This window comes from Holophagales bacterium, assembly GCA_016719485.1.
Classification (GTDB): domain Bacteria; phylum Acidobacteriota; class Thermoanaerobaculia; order UBA5066; family UBA5066; genus UBA5066.
On record JADJZB010000002.1, the window covers coordinates 149,219 to 168,999 of the forward strand.

The following is a 19,781-nucleotide window of genomic DNA, read 5'->3' on the forward strand; positions in this document are numbered from 1 at the left end:
GTCCCGTCGAACGGCCGTTCGAGGAGTCGAAATGGCGATCAAGATCCTGCTCGCGGACGACAGCCTGACTATCCAGAAGGTCGTCGAGCTGACCTTCTCGGACGCAGAGACCCGCCTCATGGCCGTCGGGAGCGGCGACCGGGCCGTACAGGCCCTCGACGACTTCCAGCCGGACATCGTCCTGGCCGACGTCGTCATGCCAGGCCTGACGGGCTACGACGTCTGCGAGGCGGTAAAGCGGCGTTCCGGTGGACCATTCGTCCCCGTCGTCCTCCTGACCGGGACCTTCGAGCCATTCGACCGGGCCCGGGCGGAGCGGGTGGGCAGCGACGCCATCGTGACCAAGCCGTTCGATTCACACGCCCTGCAGGGGCTCGTCCGTGACCTCGTCACCCGGGCTCGAGCCGCCCGCCAGGACGCAGAGACCGCGGCCCTCGCCGCCCCGCCGCCCGCTCCCGAGCCGCCACCGACCATGATCCTCTCGGCCACCGAGCTGGAAGAGGAGATCCCGGCGACGGCGCCGGGCGCCGAGGACACGGGGGCGACGCAGGCGATGCCGGCCCTCGACCTGAACGAAGCGCTCCTGCCGCCTTTCGTCGCCCGGGAGGAGGTCCTGCCCGTCGAGGACGCGAACTACCGGACGATGGCGATGAAGATTCCCACGCCGGAAGAGCTCGCCGCAGCGGCCCCGATCGACGCGTTCGAACCGCCGCCGCCTCCCGCGTTCCACGAGCCGGAGCCTGCGGCGGCCGTCCCGCCTCCTTCGCCTCCTTTCTACGAGCCAGAGCCGATTTCGCTCGCTCCTCCGCCGCCCTCTCCGTTCTACAGGCCGGAACTGGTTCCCTCCGTCGAACCCCCGCCGGCCTTCGTCGCCGAGACGGAGCGCGCGGGCGTCGAGCCTCCTCCTCCCTTCGATTTCGAGCCGGTCACCGCCGCGGATCCTCCTGCTCCGCCCGCGTTCTACGAGCTGGAACCGGCATTCGTGCCTCCGGTGCCTCCTCCTCCTCCCGCGTTCTACGAGCCGGAACCGGCATTCGAGCCTCCGCCCCCTCCTCCTCCCCCCATGGCGTTCGAGCCGGAGCCTGCGGCGTTCATCCCACCGCCACCTCCTCCTCCGCCCGCGTTCTACGAGCCCGAAGCCGAACTCCACACCGAACCGCCGGCGACTTTCGATACCAGGTCGGTAGAGACCGTCGAACCCTTCTTCGAGGAGGCGGGGAGTCCCGAGGCTCCCGTTCCCGCTGAAGAAGCGGGATCGCCGTTCGCGGCGCTTTCTGAAGCCGAAGCCGTTCCCGCGGCCGAGGAGGTCGAGGTCGCGTTCTCCGCCGAAGATTCAGACGCCGTCGCCCTGGAGACGGCTCCTGCCGAGAACGTCGCCTTCGAGGTTCCGGCCGAAGAGTCCGTCCCGCAGTCCGAGGAGCCGGCCGCGGCGCCAGCCGCCGCGGTGGAGGAGTCCATCGAGCCGTTCCCGGAGATGGACGAGCCCGTCCTTTCGTCGGAGGCCGAAGCCGCTCCCTGGGACGAAGGTCCTGCGGTCGAGATTCCACCTCCTCCTCCGGAGCTCTCGGGGGCACCAGAAGAGACCGACGGGACGGAGCCCGTCACCCGGGACATCGAGGCCGATCTCGAAGCGTTCGAAGCCTCCGGCCGCGTGCGGCGCAGGCCCGAGATCTGGGAACGGCACGCCGCTCTCATCGGCGAGGAGACCCCGACCGACATCGACATGCCCGACTCCTCGGAGGCGCTGCAGGACGTCGAGCCGATGCCGATGGGCGAGCCGACGTCGTCCGAGCTGGAAGAGATGGCCGCCGCGGCCCGGCTCGAAGACCTCTCGGCCCTGATTCCGGCAGCCCCGGTCGCGGCCGTCGCGACAGTCGCACCGCCGCCGCCCACCGCCGCCGCCGAAGCCGTGGCCGACGCCGCGGTCACGACCGCGCCACTCGGAAACGCGGCGGGGTCCGCACTCTCCGAAGGCGACGTCGACCGGATCGCCCGCCGGGTCGTCCAGCTCCTCTCGGACAAGGCCGTCCGCGACATCGCGTGGGAGGTCGTGCCGGAGTACGCCGAGCGCCTCGTCCGCGAGCGGATCGCCGAGGTCGAGCGGGCCGGCTGAGCCGTCGGCCGTCCCGCCACCGAAGCCTCGATTAGACTCGGCGGACTTATGTCTTCCGCGCCCCGCCCCGAGCTCGACAAACGTTTCGATCCCCAGTCGTTCGAGATGACGTGGTACCGGCTCCAGGAGGAGTCGGGGCAGTTCCGTCCGGAAGTGGCGTCCGAGGACGCCCGGCCATACACCCTCGTCATTCCGCCGCCGAACGTCACGGGGCGCCTTCACGTCGGACACGCGCTGGGACGGACGCTCGAGGACGTCCTCGCGCGCTGGAAGCGGATGCAGGGGCGCGCGGTCCTCTGGGTCCCCGGAGTCGACCACGCCGGCATCGCCACGCAGATGGTCGTCGAGCGCGACCTCCTGGAGCGGACGGGCAAGAGCCGCCACGATCTCGGCCGCGAGCCGTTCCTGGCGATCTGCCGCGAATGGGCGGACGCCCGCCGCGGCGACATCCTGAACCAGATCCGCCGCCTCGGCTGCTCCTGCGACTTCTCCCGCGAGTACTACACGCTCGACGAGGCGCGGTCCAAGGCCGTACGCCGCGTCTTCAGCGAGCTGTTCCACCAGGGCCTCGCCTATCGCGACAGCCGGATGGTGAACTGGTGCACCCGCTGCGCGACGGTCCTCTCCGACCTCGAGGTGAACCACGTCGAGAGCTCGGGGCACCTCTGGTCCGTGGCGTACCCGCTCGCGGGCGGCAGCGGGGAAGTGGTCGTCGCGACGACGCGCCCCGAGACGATCCTCGGCGACACGGCGGTCGCGGTCCATCCCGAGGACGAGCGCTACGCGGCGCTCGTCGGCCGCCAGGTCCGCCTGCCGCTCACCGACCGCCTCATCCCCGTCGTCGCCGACGAGATGGTCGACCGCACCTTCGGGACGGGCGTCGTGAAGATCACGCCCGCCCACGACCCGAACGACTTCGAGGCGGGGCGGCGGCACGGTCTCGCCCAGATCGCCGTCATCGGATTCGACGGGAAGATGACCGCCGAGGCGGGCGCAGCGTACGCCGGGCTCGAGCGGGCCGCGGCCCGCAAGAAGGTCCTGGCCGACCTCAGGGAGCTGGGTCTTCGCCGCGACGACAAGCCTCACACCTCCGCCGTGGGACGCTGCCAGCGGTGCGACACCGTCCTGGAGCCCCTCGTCTCGCTCCAGTGGTTCGTGAAGATCAAGCCGCTGGCCGACAAGGCGGTCGCGGCGACCGAGGCCCGCGAGGTCACCTTCACCCCAGAGCTCTGGAAGAAGACGTACGACGAGTGGATGAAGAACATCCGCGACTGGTGCGTCTCCAGGCAGCTCTGGTGGGGGCACGAGATCCCGGCCTGGTACTGCCCCGAGGGCCACGTCACGGTGCCGAAGCCGGGAGAAGAGACCGATCCGTCCGCGTGCGCGTCCTGCGGCAGCGCGGCGATCACGCGCGACCCCGACGTTTTCGACACGTGGTTCTCCTCCTGGCTCATGCCTCTCTCGGTTCTCGGCTGGCCGGACAGGACGAAGGACCTCTCCCGCTTCTACCCGACGGACGTCATGGTCACCGGCTTCGACATCCTCTTCTTCTGGGTCGCACGGATGATCATGGCCGGCGTCTGGTTCGACGGCCGCGTCCCCTTCCGGGAGGTCTTCCTGCACGGCCTCGTCCGCGACGAGAAGGGCCAGAAGATGTCGAAGACGAAGGGGAACGTCATCGACCCGCTCGTCATGTGCGACGAGTACGGTGCCGACGCCGTCCGCTTCGCCCTCGCCGTCCTCTCGGGGACCGGGCGCGACCTGCCGTTCGGGACGACACGCGTCGCGGCCTCGCGCGCCTTCGCGACGAAAGTCTGGAACGCAGCCCGCTTCGCCATGGGGATGCTCGGCGAGGAGAAGGTCGCCGGCGAGCCCGATTTCGCCTCGCTCGGACGGGTCGACCGGTGGATTCTCGACCGGCTCTCCGCGACGGCGGCGAAGGTGAACGAGTCGCTCGGGGTCTTTCGCTTCGACGAGGCCGCCAACGCCCTCTACGCCTTCTTCTGGACCGAGTTCTGCGACGGTTACGTCGAGATGGTCAAGCAGGTCCTGCGCGACCCGGACGTCGCCGAGACCGAGAAGGTGAAGACGCGCGCGGTCCTGCGCCACGTCCTCCTCGACTCGCTGGCGCTTCTCCATCCCTTCATGCCCTTCATCTCCTGCGAGATTCGCGAGGCGCTGAACGGCGACGGGGCGAAGCTGCCGGTCCTCCCGTACCCGGCCGGGCGCGGCGACTGGAGCGACCCATTCGCCGTGGAGGTCGTCGAGACGCTCCGCGAGACGGCCACCCGCGTGAGGAACCTGCGAGCCGAGCGCGGCATGGCCCAGACCGTCGAGCTCGCTGCGGGCCTCGAGGTGCCCGAGGGCCCCGTAGCCGAGGCGCTCCGTTCGCACGCGCCGCTCCTCGTCCACATGGCCCGGCTCTCGAGCCTCGTCGTGGCGCCGAAGGTCGAGCTCCCGGGCGCCTTCCACGAGCACGTCGGCGTGGCGGGCCTCGTGGTCTCGCTTCCGAAGATGGAGCTCTCCGCGGACGACGCGGCGAAGATCCGCAAGGAGATCGCGGCCCTCGACAAGGACGCCGAGGGCATCGGCCGAAAGCTCTCCGACGCGTCCTTCCTCGCCCGCGCGCCGGAGGCGGTCGTCGAGAAGGTGCGCCGCCAGCTCGAAGAGCTGAACGCCCGCCGCGGAAAGCTCGTGGCGAACCTGGGGGAGGGAACGGTCACGTGACGAGCCCGCTCGGTCCCATCGTGCCGCTCGGCGGCCCGCGTTTCGAGAGGATCGCCAACGTCGTCCTGCTCGGCGAGGCCAGCTCGACGAACGACGTCGCGCGGGCCCTGGTGGAGCGGATGGTGACCGAGGAGACGGACCTCCTTCCGACCTGCATCGTGGCCCGTCGCCAGACCGCCGGAAAGGGCCGCGCCGGCCGGACCTGGGAAACTGCGGGAGACGGGGCCGTCGCCGTGTCGCTCGTGGCGCCGTGGCCCGAGGGGCCGGACCGGATCCGCGTTCCGGTGGCCACCGGAATCTCGCTCGCCCGCTCCCTCTCGCGCGCCTTCGGGCTCGACATTCGCCTGAAATGGCCGAACGATCTCCTCGCCGGCGGCCGGAAGGTTGCGGGAATCCTCGTGGAGGGCCGGTTCCTTCAGGACGGAACCGGATACGTCGTCGTCGGCCTCGGGCTGAACGTGAACGCCACCCGCGAGGAGCTCGACGGCCTGAACCTCCCGGGCGCGACGTCGCTCGCACTGGAAGGGGCCGGCGCCGCGGCGCTCGAGGGAGAGGCCCCGCTCGTCGCGGTGCTCTTCGCGCTCGATGCCCTTCTCGTCGGAGAGATCCCCGACCTCCCGGCGGCCTTCGCCGAGGTGACGATCCACCAGCCGGGCGACGCCCTGGAGGTGCGGGACGGGGAAAAGGTCGTTCGGGGCCGGTACGCCGGGCTCTCGAAGGACGGCCTCCTCCGGCTCGAGCTCGAGACGGGCCCCATCGAGCTGATCTCCGGCGACGTGACGTCGTTCTGAAGCGCCGATGGGCCTTCTTCTCGCTCTCGACGTCGGCAACACGAACACCGTCATCGGCTTCTTCCAGGCCGATGTCCTCGTCGCGACCGCGCGCCTGACGACCGTCCGCGAGCGGACGTCCGACGAGCATTCCCTGTTCCTTCGGGCCGTCATCGAGGCGAAGGGCCGGAAGGTGGAGGAGATCGACGACGTCATCGTCTCCTCGGTCGTCCCGTCACAGGACTTCCCGATCCGGACCGCCTGCCGCGACGCCTTCGGCATCGACCCGCTCTTCGTCGCGCCGGGCGTGAAGACGGGCATGAAGATCCTCTACGACCACCCGTCGGAGGTCGGCGCGGACCGGATCGTGAACGCCGTGGCCGCCGTCGCGGCCCACGGCGCTCCGTGCATCGTCGTCGACTTCGGCACCGCCACGACGTTCGACGTCGTCACGGCCGCGGGCGACTACCTCGGGGGCGTCATCTGCCCCGGGCCCGGCATCAGCGCCGACGCCCTTTTCTCGCGGGCGGCGCGCTTGTCGCGCGTGGACCTCCATCGGCCGGAGAAGGTCGTGGGAAAGAACACCGCACAGAGCATCCAGTCGGGCCTCTTCTGGGGCGTCCTCGCGCAGGCGGAAGGGCTCGTTGCCCGCATCCGCGCCGAGCTCGGCGAGCCGAAGATGAAAGTCGTCGTCACGGGCGGCCTCGCCCCCCTCTTCTCTGCAGCCTCTCCCGACCTCGCCCTGGTCGACTCCGACCTCACGCTGCGCGGACTGAAGATCCTCCATGACCGGAACGCCGACGGACGCCCGCCCCGGCGTGCCTGAGCCGCTCGAGGACGAAGCCTCCTACGGCACCCGCGTGGAGGAGGCGTTCATCGAGGAGCGCGGGACACCCTTCTTCCTCCTGCCGAAGGACTGGCAGCTGATCCAGGACTGGCGCGAGGGTGGCGTTCCCGCCGACACGGTGATCCGGGCCGTCCGCGGGGCGTTCGAGAAGAGGCGCGCGCGCGGCGACGTCTCGAAGATCTCGAGCCTGTCCTACTGCGCCAACGCGGTGGAGGTCCTCTGGGAGATGGAGCGGCGGGGGCTCGTCGGCGCGCACGGAGCCCGGCCCGCCCCGGAGAGCGTTCCGTTCGACGGGACGCAGAGGCTGCGCAGCCTGGCCGCGGCGCTCGACGAGGCCGCATCGGCCTCACCCGCCGGGGCCGACGCCTCCGCGGCCGCGGAGGCGATCCGGTCGGCCCGCGAAGCGGTCGAAGCGCTCGACCCCGCCAGCGGTCTCGAGGCGCTCGAGGAGGCTCTCGCGAAGACGGAGAAGACGCTCGTGAAGAAGCTCGAGAAGGCGCTGGGCGACGTGGAGAGAGAGAGCCTCGATCGCGCCGTGGAGGAGGAGGCCGGCGACGTCTCGACCCTGACGAAGGAGACGCAGCGGCGGATTCACGCAGCGATCCGGCGCCGCGCCGTGCGGCGGGCCTTCGGTCTGACACCGCTGACCCTCCTGGGGGAGTGACGCCCATGCCGCGTGAGCTGACGGTCGAGCGTGTCGTCCCGGGAGGAAGCGGCCTCGGCCGGCTCGACGGCGCCGTGACGCTCGTCTCGGGAGGCCTCCCCGGCGACCGGCTCCTCGTCGATCCGCAGTCCGACGGTCCGCGGCTCGTCCGGGCGGACGTCGTCTCCGTGATCGAACCGGGGCCGCACCGCCGGCCCGAAGAGGACGTCTGCCCCCGGGCGCGGGACGGCTCCTGCGGCGGGTGCGACTGGCCGGCGCTGCGACTCGAGTCGCACGGAACGTTGAAGGAGGAGATCCTGCGCGACGCGCTGCGCCGGATCGGCCGCGTCCCGGACGCCGAGGTGCCGCAGGTCCGGTTCGTTCCGTCGCCGAGGAGCTACCGGCTGAGGAGCCGGCTGCGATGGGACGGGCGCGGCGCTCTCGGATTCGTCGGAAAGGCGTCCTCGAAGGTGTCGGATCTCGTCTCCTGCGAGGTCGTTTCGGAGACGCTCCTCTCGAGGCTTCCGGCCGTGAGAGAGGCCCTCGCCGGGGCTCGGGTACCCGAGTGCGAGCTGCAGACGCTGGAGGGGCGCCGGGGCGCCCCGCTCCTCGGCGAGCTGAGATTCGAGCGGCCCGTGCCGGCGCCGGAGCGGATCGCGGCGGCCCTCCAGGGTCCTCTCGACGGAGTCCGCGTGGTCGTGGCGAACCGGCTTGCGGGCTCTCGCGGCCCTGCCGCCCTCGAGATCGAGGCCGGCGGGGCGCGCTTTCGGGTGTCGGTCTCCTCGTTCTTCCAGGCGAACCGGTTCCTCCTCGACGCCTTCCTCGACGAGGCTCGCTCCGTGGCCCGGGCTGCCGCGGCCGAGGGGACGTCCCGCGGGGCGCTCGACCTCTACGCCGGGGCGGGCTTCCTGACGCGGCCCCTCCTCGAGTCGGGCTTCGACACGGACGCCGTCGAGTCGGACCCGTCCTCCTCGGCGGATCTCGCTTCGAACCTCGCCTCGTGGCGCGCCGAAGGGTTGCCCGGGCGCGGCCGGGCGGTGGCGACGGACGTGGAAACACACGTATCGCGCATGCGCGAGCCGTTCGACGTCGTCTTTGCCGACCCGCCGCGCGAGGGGCTCTCGCCCGTCGTCCGGCAAGCGCTCCTGAGAATCCGGCCGAGGAGTCTCTTCCTCGTCTCGTGCGACCCGGCCACGTTCGCGCGCGACCTCGCCGCCCTCCTTCCGCGCCTGCGCGTTCGCTCGCTCACCCTTCTCGATCTCTTCCCCGGAACGCACCACGTGGAGACGCTCGCCGAGCTGGAACGGCGGCCGTGAACCGTTCCTGGTCGCTGAAGGCTCCCGCGCCCGCCGTCCCCGCCGCGCTCGCCTTCGCCTCCGGAATCCTGCTCGCGGTCACGCTCCCGGTGCCACCGGCGCCGTTGCAGTGGACGCTTCTCGCGGCCGCCTCCCTTGCCGCGGTCGCCGCCGGCCTGCGCGGCGACCGCCGCCTCGCCGTCGCCGCGGCGCTCCTCCTCGTCCTGGGTGCCGGTTTCGTCCGCTCGCGCGGTCCGCTCGTCGAGGACCGGGAGCGGGCGCGAAAGATCGCGGCGGAGTCGGGCGACGACGACGTCTTCGAGATCCGGGGGCGGCTCGCGACGTGGTGGACCCGCAGCGGCTCGCTCTGGTCCGCCCGCCTCGACGTCGAAACGGCGACGCGAAACGGCACGGCCGTGGCCCTCGGGGGCCGGGTCGTCGTGAGCGTCGCGGGCGAGACCGACCCGGCGCCCCTCGCCGGGCTCGGCGACGTCGTGAGGCTTCGCGGGCCGTTGAGGCTGCCCGATCCGGGCGCCATCCCGTCGAGCCCCTTCGTCCTCGCCCCCGAGCCCAGGCTGCCCCAGAAGGGGGCGGAGCAGATCGAGGTCCTCGAGGGGCCTCGCGGCCCGCTGGGCCCTCTCGTGCGCGTGCACAGGGCCGCCAGCGCGCGCCTTGCCACGAACCTCGAGGGGGCGTCCCCTTCCGAACGCCGGGCGGCGGCTCTCGCGAAGGCGCTCCTTCTCGGGGAGACGGCCGAGCTGGAGCCCGAGACCGTCTCGGCGTTTCGCGACGGCGGCGTCGCGCACGTCCTGGCCATCTCGGGCCTTCACGTCGGTCTCCTCGCGCTCGGTCTGACGGTCGCGCTCCGGCCCCTGCGGCTCGGCGTACGGCTGCGCGACGGCGTCGTGCTGCTGGCGACGCTGGGGTACGCCGCCTTCACCGGCGGACGCGCGCCGGTTCTCCGCGCTGCCCTGATGATCGGCCTCTACCTCGCGGCCCGCCTCCTCGGGCGGCCCACTTCACCCGGCCACGTCATGGCCCTCTCGGCGCTCGTTCTTCTCGCGGCGGACCCGGCGAGCCTCTTCGACGTCGGTTTCCTCCTGAGCTACGCGGCCGTATTCGGCATCGCCGCCATCGCGCCGCACTTCGGGGCGGCGCTGAGGCGCCGTCTCCCGGCCCCCCTCGCCGACGGGATCGCCGCGACACTGGGTGCCGAGCTCTGCGTCTTCCCGATCCAGGCCACCGTATTCCACGTCGTCCCCTTCGTCGCGCTCGTGTCGAACCTCGTCGTCGTCCCTGTCGCCAGCCTGTTCCTCTTCGCCGCCGCTCTCCTCTCGCCGCTCCTCCTCGCCGGGCCGCTGTCGGCGGCGTTCGCCCTCGGACCGCTCACGCTCCTCGCCGAGGGGATCGCCGCGCTGCTGCGTCTCCTCGACGCGCTCGGAGCCGTCCGCGTCGTCCCGAAGCCGCTGTTCGCCGAGGCCGCCCTCCTCGCGCTCCTCCTGGCCGCGGTCGGGATGCTCCGGTCGCGCAGGCCGCGGCGTGCCGCCCTGGCCGGCGCTCTCGCCCTCGTGTTCCTGGCCTCGGCCAGGCCCTCGGCCGCCGCGCGCGCGGGCGAGGCGAGGCTCGTCGCGCTCGACGTGGGGCAGGGGGATGCGTTCCTCATCCTGACCGACCGGGGGCGCGTCCTGGTGGATGGCGGCGGGACCTTCGACGCTTCCTACGAGTTCGGCCGGACTCGCCTCCTGCCGCGCCTCGCGGCGCTCGGAGCCGTCTCGTTCGACGCCGTCGTCCTCACGCATCCCCACCCCGACCATTCGCGAGGTCTCCTGGCGGCCCTGAAGCTCCTGCCGGTCGGCCGTGTCTACCTTCCGCGTGGGGCGCCCCGAAACCTCTTCCTCGACGAGACCCTCGGAGGCGCGGCGCGCGGAGGGGTTCCGGTGGAGGCGCTCGGTGCGGGCGACCGATTCGTCGCGGGCGGGGCGGGCTTCGAGGTACTGCACCCCGGGCCGTTCAACTACCTCCGCTCTCCCGAGAACAACGGCTCCCTCGTCCTCCTCCTCAGCCTCGGCACGCGAAGTGTCCTGCTGACCGGGGACATCGAGGCGGCCGCGGAGGCGGACCTCGTCGCCGGTGGATCCCGGCTCTCGGCCGACGTTCTGAAGGTCGCCCACCACGGGAGCCGGACCTCGACCACGCAGGCCTTTCTCGAGAAGGTCTCCCCGCGCCTCGCCCTCGTGGGTGTCGGACGGCGCAACCGGTTCGGACACCCGGGCAGAGAGGTGATGAACCGACTCGCCTCGGCCGGCGCCGCCGTCTTCCGCACCGACCGCCACGGCGACGTGGCGCTCCTCTTCCGGGAGGGGCACATCTTCCCGTCCCGTCCCTTCGCGGGCCTTCCGGGAGGGTTGCCGTGAGCGCGCCGCAGGGCGTGCTCGCCGTCGTCGGCGCGACGGCGACGGGGAAGTCGGCCCTCGCGGTCGACGTGGCGCTCCGTCTCGGTGGAGAGGTCATCTCCGCCGACGCCTTCACCGCCTATCGCGGTATCGACGCCGGAACCGCCAAGCCGACCGTGGAGGAACGCCGCGGCGTGCCGCACCATCTCGTCGACATCAAGGACCCGTCCGATCCCTTCAGCGCCGGCGAGTTCGCGCGCCTGGCAAGGGCCATCTCGCGCGAGATCCTGTCGAGGGGGAAGCTCCCCATCCTCTGCGGAGGCACGGGGTTCTACGTCCGGGCCTTCTTCGAGGGGCTCTTCGTGGGCCCTCCGCGCGACGAACGGCTCCGGACGGCCCTCCGGATCGTCCAGGAGCGGCATGGGGCGCCGTGGCTCGTCCGGGCCCTCGGGCTCATCGACCCCGAGAGCGGGGCACGGATCTCGCAGCGCGACGGGGCGCGTGCCATTCGCTACCTCGAGATCGCCATTTCGACCGGGCGCCGGCCGTCGGACCTCTTTCGCGAGAGGCCCGGCGAACGGTGGGAGGGACCGTCCGTGAAGGTCCTCCTCACGTTGCCGCGTCCGGACCTCTATGGAAGAATCGAACGGAGGTTTCGAGAATCCATCATGACCCGGCTCCCCGACGAGGTCAGGCGCCTCCTCGAGGCGGGTGTACCGGCCACGGCTCCGGCCATGGCGGCCATCGGTTACCGTGAGACGGTCGAGCTCGTCGAGGGACGCATGACCCCCGCCGAGTGGGCCGAGACCGTCATCCGCCAGACGCGGCGCTATGCCAAGAGACAGGAAACCTGGTTCCGGTCAGAGCCGGATCTTCATTCTTTCCGGGCCGACGTCCCCGGCCTCGTCGACGAGGTCGTCGCGACGGCGGGCCCGCTCTTCTCCTGATTTTTTTGAAGGGAGATCTCGATGATCAACAAGCCGCCGATCAACGTCCAGGACGGGTTCTTCTACCAGCTGCGGAAGGACAACACGCTCGTCGACGTGGTTCTCCTCTCCGAACGCAAGCGGCTCGGACGGATCAAGCGATTCGACAAGTACGCCCTGGTGCTCGACGTGGACGGACGCGAGGAGATGATCTACAAGCACGCGATCGCCTCGGTCAGCCCCACCCCGGTCGCCAGGCCCGCCGCGCCGGCCGCCCCAGTCCCGAATCCGGCGCCGGCTCCCTGACGCCCGGGAGCCGCTTGCCCCACCCAGCCTCCTCCTCCGGGCGCGGAGGATGGTCGGCCGCGCAGTCCGCCGCCTTCACCCTCGCGCTTCTCGCCGCGCTCGCGGGCGGATGCACGAGTGTGCCGGCCGCCGCGCCGGGCGTGCCCCGGACGGCCGACGGGCCCTTCGCGTACCGCGACCCGCGGGTTGGTGCGCCCCCGCCCCACCTCGCCGCCCGTGACGCGAAGGCGCTCGAAGCGGCCGTCGCGGCGCTCCGCCGAGGCGATACCTCCGGAATGGCGAGGGCTCTCGAAGGAAAGCGCAGGAAAGGGGCTCCTCCGCCACCTCTCGAGCTCGTCGCGGCGTACGCCGATCTCGCGGAAGGAAACCTGGAGGACGCGAAGGCCTCCCTTGCCGCCCTCGTGACGGCGCATCCGGCCTGGATCGCCGCGGTCGAGGCCGACGCGGACCTGGCGGCCGTGCAGGGTCGATCTGCCGACGCCCTCGAGCGCTACAGGACCCTCGGCCGGCTGGTTCCCCACGACGAGAGGGCGCGAGAACGGGTCGAGGTCCTCCGGTCGGAAGTGGCGGCGGCGAAGAGACAGGAGGCCGAGGCGGCCCTGGCTTCCGGCGACCTCGACGCGGCCCGGCGCGCGGCCCATTCCCTCCTCCAGCTCGAGCCGACGTCACCCGCCGGCCTCGTGCTTCTCGCTCGCGCCGCGGCGGCGGGTGGCCGGAACGACGACGCCTGGACCTGGGCGAAGGAAGCGCGCAAGAGGGCTCCGGCAGACCCCGCCGTCGCGGCCTTCGCCGCCGGGACCGCTGCCAACGCCGGCCGCTGGGCCGACGCCGCCAGCCTGTACGACGGGCTCGCCGCGACCGACCCCGCCTTTGCACCGAAGGCCGAGGAGGCGAGGGTCGAGTTCAAGGTACAGAACCTGCCCGAGGCGGCCCGCCGGGCGGCGGAATCGACGCGCGTGACCCGGGCGCAGCTCGCCGCGCTTCTCTGGTGGACGCTCCCCGAGTTCCGCGATGCCCTCGTGCCGCCGGGCGTGGAGATCGCGGTCGACGTCGTGGATCGCCAGGACAGGGGAGTCCTCGTGCGCGCCATCGGCCTCGGGTTCTTCGCCGTCTCGCCGGAGACACACCGGGTCGGGGCGGAGGCAGCCGTCTCGCGAATCGAGATGGCCGCGGCCCTTCGAAGGGTGGCCCTCCTGGCGGGGCGCGGGCGTGCGCCGAAGGGGTGCCTCGCTCCCGAGCCGCCTTCGCCCGCGCTTCTTGCCGAATGCGGGATACTCAGCGAAACGCCGTCCCGAAACGTGACCGGTCGCGAGGCCCTGCGGGCTCTCGAGAAGGCCGCACGCCTCGGGCGCGAGGGAGGAACGAGATGATCGTCCCGGATCTCTTCTCGAAAGTGGCCCTGTTCGACGGGCTTTCGCCGGCCGATCGCGCCGCGATCTCCAGGGTTTCGACGCTGCGGACTTACCGGCGCGGCGAGCGGATCGTCACCCAGGGCCAGCCCGGAGACTCCTTCTTCGTCCTCACGAAGGGGCGGGTCGCCGTTTCGATCCTCTCGCCGGAGGGGCGCGAGGTCGTCCTGTCGACCCTCTCGGCGGGAGACCATTTCGGCGAGATGGCCCTCCTGGACGACGCTCCCCGCTCCGCGACCGTCACGGCGGCCGAGCGTTCGGAGCTGGCGGTCCTGACCCGCGACGCGTTCTTCGATCTGCTCAAGGGGAACTTCGTCCTCAGCCGGGCGCTCCTTTCGACCTTCTCCCGCCGGCTCCGGCACGCGAACGCCACGATCGAGGGGCTGGCCTCCCTCGACGTGAAGGGCCGGCTCGCCCGCTACTTTCGCGACCTCGCCGACGAACGGGGCCGGAAAGCGGGCGGCGGCTGGACCGTCGTCGTCCGCCCGTCGCAGCGCGAGATCGCCGACACCATCGGGTCCAGCCGGGAGACCGTCTCCCGCACGATGTCCCAGCTGTCGCGGGAGAACCTCATCGTGCCGAAGGGCAAGGCCATCTACGTCCGCCTCGAGGGAGCTCCGGCCGCCGGGGGCTGAACCGCGATGGAGCTGCGTCCCTGGACCCTGCCGAACCTCCTGACGTTCGCCCGGCTCGTCGCCCTGCCGTTCCTGATCAGCGCCATCGTCGAGGGCCAGCACATGCAGGCCTTCGCGATCTTCTTCGCGATGGCCGTGAGCGATTTCGTCGATGGATACCTGGCGCGTCACTTCGGAATGGCCTCGCCACTCGGGGCGCTGCTCGACCCGATCGCCGACAAGCTCTTTCTCGTTTCGACCTTCATCGTCTTCGCTCTGAAGTCGACTCCGACGAACATCCACATTCCCCTCTGGCTCGTCCTCATGACGGTGGGGCGAGACGTCCTGATCGTGGTGGTCGCCCTCGTCATGGCCCTCGGCCTCGGCATCAAGTCGTTCCCACCGACCTTCCTCGGCAAGGCGAACACGTTCGCCGAGATCTCGACGGTCGTGGCGATCCTGATGAACAACATCGGCCGGATGCCGGCCTGGGTCGCGGACGTCTGCTTCCCCGTGACGGCGCTTCTCACCATCGCCTCCGGCGTCCACTACGTCTTCCGGGCCTCAGGGATCATCGCCCGTGCCTCCAGCGGTTCCCCGGCCCCGGAGGGCGGCGGGAGCGGCGCCGCCCCGCCCTCCGGCTCGCCCCCGTCCTGAATCCGGCCGGCTCTGCCCCGGTTTCCGGGCCCGTTTCCGGTATGTCGTCTTGACGGAGTCTCGCGGAAACGGTAAAAGACCCGTCCCACGCCTCGAGCGGGCGTAGCTCAGTTGGTAGAGCGCCAGCTTCCCAAGCTGGATGTCGCGAGTTCAACCCTCGTCGCCCGCTCCAATTTGAAACCTCCCTCCGCAGGCGCCTCCCGGGGGGGGGGGGGGGGGGGGGCTGGCGGCGGGGGGGGGGGGGGGGGGGGGGGGGGGCGGGGGGGTGGGGGGGGGGGGGGGGGGGGCGGGGGGGGGGGGGGGGGGGGGGGGGGGGGGGGCCGGCCGGGCCCCGCGGGCGGGGGGGGGGGGGGGGGGGGGGGGGGGGGGGGGGTCGCCGCCTGCCAGGGGGGCCGGGGGGGGGGCGGGGCGGGGGGGGCGCGGGGCGGGGGGGGGGGGGGGGGGCGGGGGGGGGGGGGGGGGGGGGGGGGGGGGGGGGGGGGGGGGCGGGGGGGGGGGGGGGGGGGGGGGGGGGGGGGGGGGGGGGGGGGGCGGGGGGGGGGGGGGGGGGGGGGGGGGGGGGGGGGGGGGGGGGGGGGGGGGGGGGGGGGGGGGGGGGGGGGGGGGGGGGGGGGGGGGGGGGGGGGGGGGGGGGGGGGGGGGGGGGGGGCGGGGGGGGGGGGGGGGGGGGGGGGGGGGGGGGGGGGGGGGGGGGGGGGGGGGGGGGGGGGGGGGGGGGGGGGGGGGGGGGGGGGGGGGGGGGGGGGGGGGGGGGGGGGGGGGCGGGGCCGGGGGGGGGGGGGGGGGGGGGGGGGGGGCGGGGGGCGGGGGGGGGGGGGGGGGGGGGGGGGGGGGGGGGGGGGGGGCGCCCCCCCCCCCGGCGCGGCCCCCGCCCCCGGGGGGGGGGGGGGGGGGGGGGGGGGGGGGGGGGGGGGGGGGGGGGGGGGGGGGGGGGGGGGGGGGGGGGGGGGGGGGGGGGGGGGGGGGGGGGGGGGGGGGGGGGGGGGGGGGGGGGGGGGGGGGGGGGGGGGGGGGGGGGGGGGGGGGGGGGGGGGGGGGGGGGGGGGGGGGGGGGGGGGGGGGGGGGGGGGGGGGGGGGGGCCGGGGGGGGCCCGGGGGGGGGCGGCGGGGGCGGGCCGGCCGGGGGGGGCGGGGGGGGGGGGGGGGGGGGGGGCGGGGGGGGGGGGGGGGGGGGGCGGGGGGGGGGGGGGGGGGGGGGGGGGGCGGGGGGGGGGGGGGGGGGGGGGGGGGGGGGGGGGCCGGGGGGGGGGGGGGGGCGGGCCGGGGGGGGGCGGGGGGGGGGGGGGCGGGGCGGGGGGGGGGGGGGGGGGGGGGGGGGGCGGCGGGGCGGGGGGGGGGGGGCCCGGGGGGGGGGGGGGGGGGGGGGGGGGGGGGGGGGGGGGGGGGGGGGGGGGGGGGGGGGGGGGCGGGGGGGGGGCCGGGGGGGGGGGGGGGGGGGGGGGGGGGGGGGGGGGGGGGGGGGGGGGGGGGGGGGGGGGGGGGGGGGCGGGGGGGGGGGGGGGGGGCGCCCGGGGGGGGGGGGGGGGGCGCGGGGCGGGGGGGGGGGGAGCCGGGGCGGGCCGGGGGGGGGGGGGGGGGGGCGGGGGGGGGGGGGGGAGGGGGGAGGGGGGGGGGGGGGGGGGGGGGGGGGGGGGGGGGGGGGGGGGGGGGGGGGGGACGGGGGGGGGGGGGGGGGGGGGGGGCGGCGGGGGGGGGGGGGGGGGGGGGGGGGGCGGGGGGGGGGGGGGGGGGGGGGGGGGGGGGGGGGGGGGGGGGGGGGGGGGGGGGGGGGGGGGGGGGGGGGGGGGGGGGGGGGGGGGGGGGGGGGGGGGGGGGGGGGGGGGGGGCGGGGGGGGGGGGGGGGGGGGGGGGCGGGGGGGGGGGGGGGGGGCCGCGCGGGGGGGGGGGGGGGGGGGGGGGGGGGGGGGGGGGGGGGGGGGGGGGGGGGGGGGGGGGGGGGGGGGGGGGGGGGGGGGGGGGGGGGGGGGGGGGGGGGGGGGGGGGGGGGGGGGGGGGGGGGGGGCGGGGGGGGGGGGGGGGGGGGGGCGGGGGGGGGGGGGGGGGGCCGGGGGGGGGGGGGGGGGGGGGGGGGGGGGGAAGGGGGAGGGGGGGGGGGGGGGGGGGGGGGGGGGGGGGGGGGGGGGGGGGGGGGGGGGGGGGGGGGGGGGGGGGGGGGGGGGGGGGGGGGGGGGGGGGGGGGGGGGGGGGGGGGGGGGGGGGCGGCGGGGGGGGGGGGGGGGGGGGGGGGGGGGGGCGGGGGGGGGGGGGGGGGGGGGGGGGCGGCGGCCGCCCGGGGGCCGGGGCGCGGCGGGCGGGGGGGGGGGGGGGGGGGGGGGGGGGGGGGGGGGGGGGGGGGGGGGGGGGGGGGGGGGGGGGGGGGGGGGGGGGGGGGGGGGGGGGGGGGGGGGGGGGGGGGGGGGGGGGGGGGGGGGGGGGGGGGGGGGGGGGGGGGGGGGGGGGGGGGGGGGGGGGGGGGGGGGGGGGGGGGGGGGTGGGGCGGGGGGGGGGGGGGGGGGGGGGGGGGGGGGGGGGGGGGGGGGGGGGGGGGGGGGGGGGGCGCGGGGGGGGGGGGGGGGGGGGGGGGGGGGGGGGTCCGGGCCCGGGGGGGGGGGGGGGGGGGGGGGCGGGGGGGGGGGGGGGGGCGGGGGGGGGCCGCCGCCCGGCGCGGGGGGGGGGCGGGGGGGGGGGGGGGGGGGGGGGGGGGGGGGGGGGGGGGGGGGGGGGGGGGGGGGGGGGGGGGGGGGGGGGGGGGGGGGGGGGGGGGGGGGGGGGGGGGGGGGGGGGGGGGGGGGGGGGGGGGGGGGGGGGGGGGGGGGGGGGGGGGGGGGGGGGGGGGGGGGGGGGGGGGGGGGGGGGGGGGGGGGGGGGGGGGGGGGGGGGGGGGGGGGGGGGGGGGGGGGGGGGGGGGGGGGGGGGGGGGGGGGGGGGGGGGGGGGGGGGGGGGGGGGGGGGGGGGGGGGGGGGGGGGGGGGGGGGGGGGGGGGGGGGGGGGGGGGGGGGGGGGGGGGGGGGGGGGGGGGGGGGGGGGGGGGGGGGGGGGGGGGGGGGGGGGGGGGGGGGGGGGGGGGGGGGGGGGGGGGGGGGGGGGGGGGGGGGGGGGGGGGGGGGGGGGGGGGGGGGGGGGGGGGGGGGGGGGGGGGGGGGGGGGGGGGGGGGGGGGGGGGGGGGGGGGGGGGGGGGGGGTGGGGGGGGGGGGGGGGGAGCGCTTCGCCCGCTGCGACGCCCCATTTCTTAGACCCTATCTCGATTTGTGTCCCGGGGCCCGCGCGGGTAGAGTCGGCCGGTTTCGTCGTGCTCCCAACCCTCCGTTCCAGCAGCCCCAGACGATTCCGAGGATCCGCGAGGATCCTCTTCCTGTGTCCGGCGGTTCCCGCGGGGGGAGACCGGGTCGCCGGGGAGAGAGAGACCGCATGAAGACCTCCGGCCTCGACGCTGAATCCCTCGAGATGACCCTCCAGAGCCTGCGCGACTTCGCGGAGCAGAAGCTCCCCGTCGCGAGGCTCCTGCAGCTCGACCACGACGACGAGTTTCCCGAGGACGCCATCCGCGAGATGTGCAACCCGAAGACTCTCGGTGTCCAGCTCGTGTTCATCCAGGAGGCGTACGGCGGCTTCGGCGGAAGCGCCTGGGACGTCTACCGGACCTGCGAGCTCGTCGCCGCGATCGACCTCGGCGTCGCGACGGGGGTCCTCGCCACGTTCCTCGGATCCGACCCCATCTCCTTCGGCGGCACCGAGGAGCAGAAGAAGCACTGGCTCGGCCGGATCGCCGAGGAGGGGATCCTCTTCGCGTACGGAGCGACCGAGCCCGCCGCCGGAAGCGACCTCGGAGCGCTGAAGACGACGGCGACGCCCGTCGTCGAGGACGGGAAGGTCACCGGCTACAGGCTCAACGGCGCCAAGCAGTGGATCAGCAACGGCGGCTACGCCGACGTCTACACGATCCTGGCGAACGCCCCGGCCGGTCCGACGTGGTTCATCCTCGAGAAGGGGACCGAGGGCTTCACCCACGGCAAGCCGGAGGACAAGCACGGCATCCGCGCCTCGAATACCGCCGCCCTCTCGCTGTCGGACGTCTGGGTGCCGGTCGAGAACCTGGTCGGCGGCGTGGAAGGGCAGGGTCTCCTCCAGGCGCAGCTCGTCTTCGGCTACACGCGGCTCATGGTGGCCGCCTTCGGCCTCGGCGCCGGCTGGGCAGCGGTCGACCGGGCGATCCCGTATTCGAAGGAGCGCCTCCAGGGCGGCAGCCCCCTCTCCGAGAAGCAGGGCTACACCCACAAGCTCATCGTCCCGCACGCCGTCCGCCTCGAGGCGGGGCGCGCCTTCATCGAGGAGACGGCCGAGCGGCTCGACGCGGGCGAGGAGATGCTCAACACCGAGGGGGCGATCGCGAAGTACCTCGCCACCGAGGCGGGCGTCGCGGCGGCCGACGCCGCCATCCAGGCGCTCGGCGGCTACGGCTACACGCGCGAGTACATGGTCGAGAAGATCCGGCGCGACGTCCGCATCACGACGATCTACGAGGGGACCTCGGAGATCATGGAGATGACGATCGCCCGCGACCGCTGGCAGCAGCACCTGAAGACGCGCGGCCAGCACTACCACGACAAGGCGCGCGAGATGGAAGCCCTCGAGGCCTCCTCGCCCGGCTGCGGGGCCCGCTTCGCCGCGCTCGCGCTCCACTCCCTCGCCGAGGTCCTCGAGCGCTTTCGCGCCCAGAGACTCACGCGGCACCAGCACATCCTGTTCCGCGCGGGCCGGATGGTCGCGATCGCCGAGGGGGCCATGGTCCTCGCGAAGCGCGCCGCACGCGCCGCCAGGGGAGAGCTTTCCGAGAAGGCCGACCGCCGCTTCGACGCGGCGGGGCTCGGGGCCGTCAGCCGCGCGAACGCGCGCGAAGCGGCGTTCGAGGTGGCAGAGGAAGGGCTCCGGTGGGCCGTGGGCGCCGACGGCGTCCCCGCTGCCGAGCTCGCCGCGTTCGTCGCGGCGGTCCGCTTCCAGGAGATCCTCGGGGCCCAGGCCGGCCTGATCGCCGACCTCGACCTCGTCGCCGACGCCCTCTACGGGCGCACGCCCGCCCCGCGGGCCTGAGAGAAAAGGACG

At 75.6% G+C, this 19,781-nt stretch carries 13 protein-coding genes and 1 tRNA gene; all 14 read left to right on the plus strand.

Annotated features, from left to right (window positions below; all coding sequences use genetic code 11):
• The first annotated feature begins 31 nt into the window (after nt 1-31).
• The 14 genes from IPN03_00770 to IPN03_00835 all read left to right on the plus strand — a co-directional run bounded on the left by IPN03_00770 (nt 32) and on the right by IPN03_00835 (nt 19,769).
• The gene (locus IPN03_00770) at nt 32-2,113 is read left to right on the plus strand and encodes a response regulator (GenBank protein ID MBK9372293.1); all 2,082 of its coding nucleotides are present in this window, start codon (nt 32-34) and stop codon (nt 2,111-2,113) included.
• A 48-nt stretch (nt 2,114-2,161) separates the two neighbouring features.
• Nucleotides 2,162-4,840 (plus strand): valine--tRNA ligase, encoded by a 2,679-nt coding sequence (locus IPN03_00775; GenBank protein MBK9372294.1) that lies wholly within the window; start codon nt 2,162-2,164, stop codon nt 4,838-4,840.
• Nucleotides 4,837-5,631, plus strand: coding sequence for a biotin--[acetyl-CoA-carboxylase] ligase (locus IPN03_00780; protein ID MBK9372295.1), 795 nt, complete (start codon nt 4,837-4,839; stop codon nt 5,629-5,631). The genes IPN03_00775 and IPN03_00780 overlap by 4 nt, the downstream gene beginning before the upstream one ends.
• A gap of 7 nt (nt 5,632-5,638) precedes the next feature.
• Entirely contained in the window at nt 5,639-6,436 is a 798-nt protein-coding gene (locus tag IPN03_00785; protein MBK9372296.1) for a type III pantothenate kinase, read from the plus strand.
• Nucleotides 6,396-7,121, plus strand: coding sequence for a hypothetical protein (locus tag IPN03_00790; GenBank protein ID MBK9372297.1), 726 nt, complete (start codon nt 6,396-6,398; stop codon nt 7,119-7,121). Before IPN03_00785 ends, IPN03_00790 begins: the two co-directional genes overlap by 41 nt.
• Before the next feature lie 5 nt (nt 7,122-7,126).
• Nucleotides 7,127-8,416, plus strand: coding sequence for a class I SAM-dependent RNA methyltransferase (locus IPN03_00795; protein ID MBK9372298.1), 1,290 nt, complete (start codon nt 7,127-7,129; stop codon nt 8,414-8,416).
• On the plus strand, nt 8,413-10,809 hold the full coding sequence (locus IPN03_00800; protein ID MBK9372299.1) for a DNA internalization-related competence protein ComEC/Rec2: 2,397 nt from the start codon (nt 8,413-8,415) through the stop codon (nt 10,807-10,809). Before IPN03_00795 ends, IPN03_00800 begins: the two co-directional genes overlap by 4 nt.
• Nucleotides 10,806-11,735 carry a tRNA (adenosine(37)-N6)-dimethylallyltransferase MiaA gene (gene miaA, locus IPN03_00805; GenBank protein MBK9372300.1) on the plus strand — a complete coding sequence of 310 codons (930 nt, stop codon included), beginning with the start codon at nt 10,806-10,808 and terminating at the stop codon, nt 11,733-11,735. The genes IPN03_00800 and miaA overlap by 4 nt, the downstream gene beginning before the upstream one ends.
• A 21-nt stretch (nt 11,736-11,756) precedes the next feature.
• On the plus strand, nt 11,757-12,020 hold the full coding sequence (locus IPN03_00810) for an RNA chaperone Hfq (protein MBK9372301.1): 264 nt from the start codon (nt 11,757-11,759) through the stop codon (nt 12,018-12,020).
• A 14-nt stretch (nt 12,021-12,034) separates the two neighbouring features.
• On the plus strand, nt 12,035-13,390 hold the full coding sequence (locus IPN03_00815) for a hypothetical protein (GenBank protein MBK9372302.1): 1,356 nt from the start codon (nt 12,035-12,037) through the stop codon (nt 13,388-13,390).
• Nucleotides 13,387-14,064 carry a Crp/Fnr family transcriptional regulator gene (locus IPN03_00820; protein MBK9372303.1) on the plus strand — a complete coding sequence of 226 codons (678 nt, stop codon included), beginning with the start codon at nt 13,387-13,389 and terminating at the stop codon, nt 14,062-14,064. The genes IPN03_00815 and IPN03_00820 overlap by 4 nt, the downstream gene beginning before the upstream one ends.
• 6 nt (nt 14,065-14,070) lie before the next feature.
• Nucleotides 14,071-14,700 carry a CDP-alcohol phosphatidyltransferase family protein gene (locus tag IPN03_00825; GenBank protein MBK9372304.1) on the plus strand — a complete coding sequence of 210 codons (630 nt, stop codon included), beginning with the start codon at nt 14,071-14,073 and terminating at the stop codon, nt 14,698-14,700.
• Nucleotides 14,701-14,796: 96 nt separating this feature from the next.
• Nucleotides 14,797-14,872 (plus strand) — tRNA-Gly (locus IPN03_00830).
• Nucleotides 14,873-18,089: 3,217 nt separating this feature from the next.
• On the plus strand, nt 18,090-19,769 hold the full coding sequence (locus tag IPN03_00835; GenBank protein ID MBK9372305.1) for an acyl-CoA dehydrogenase family protein: 1,680 nt from the start codon (nt 18,090-18,092) through the stop codon (nt 19,767-19,769).
• Nucleotides 19,770-19,781: the final 12 nt, after the last annotated feature.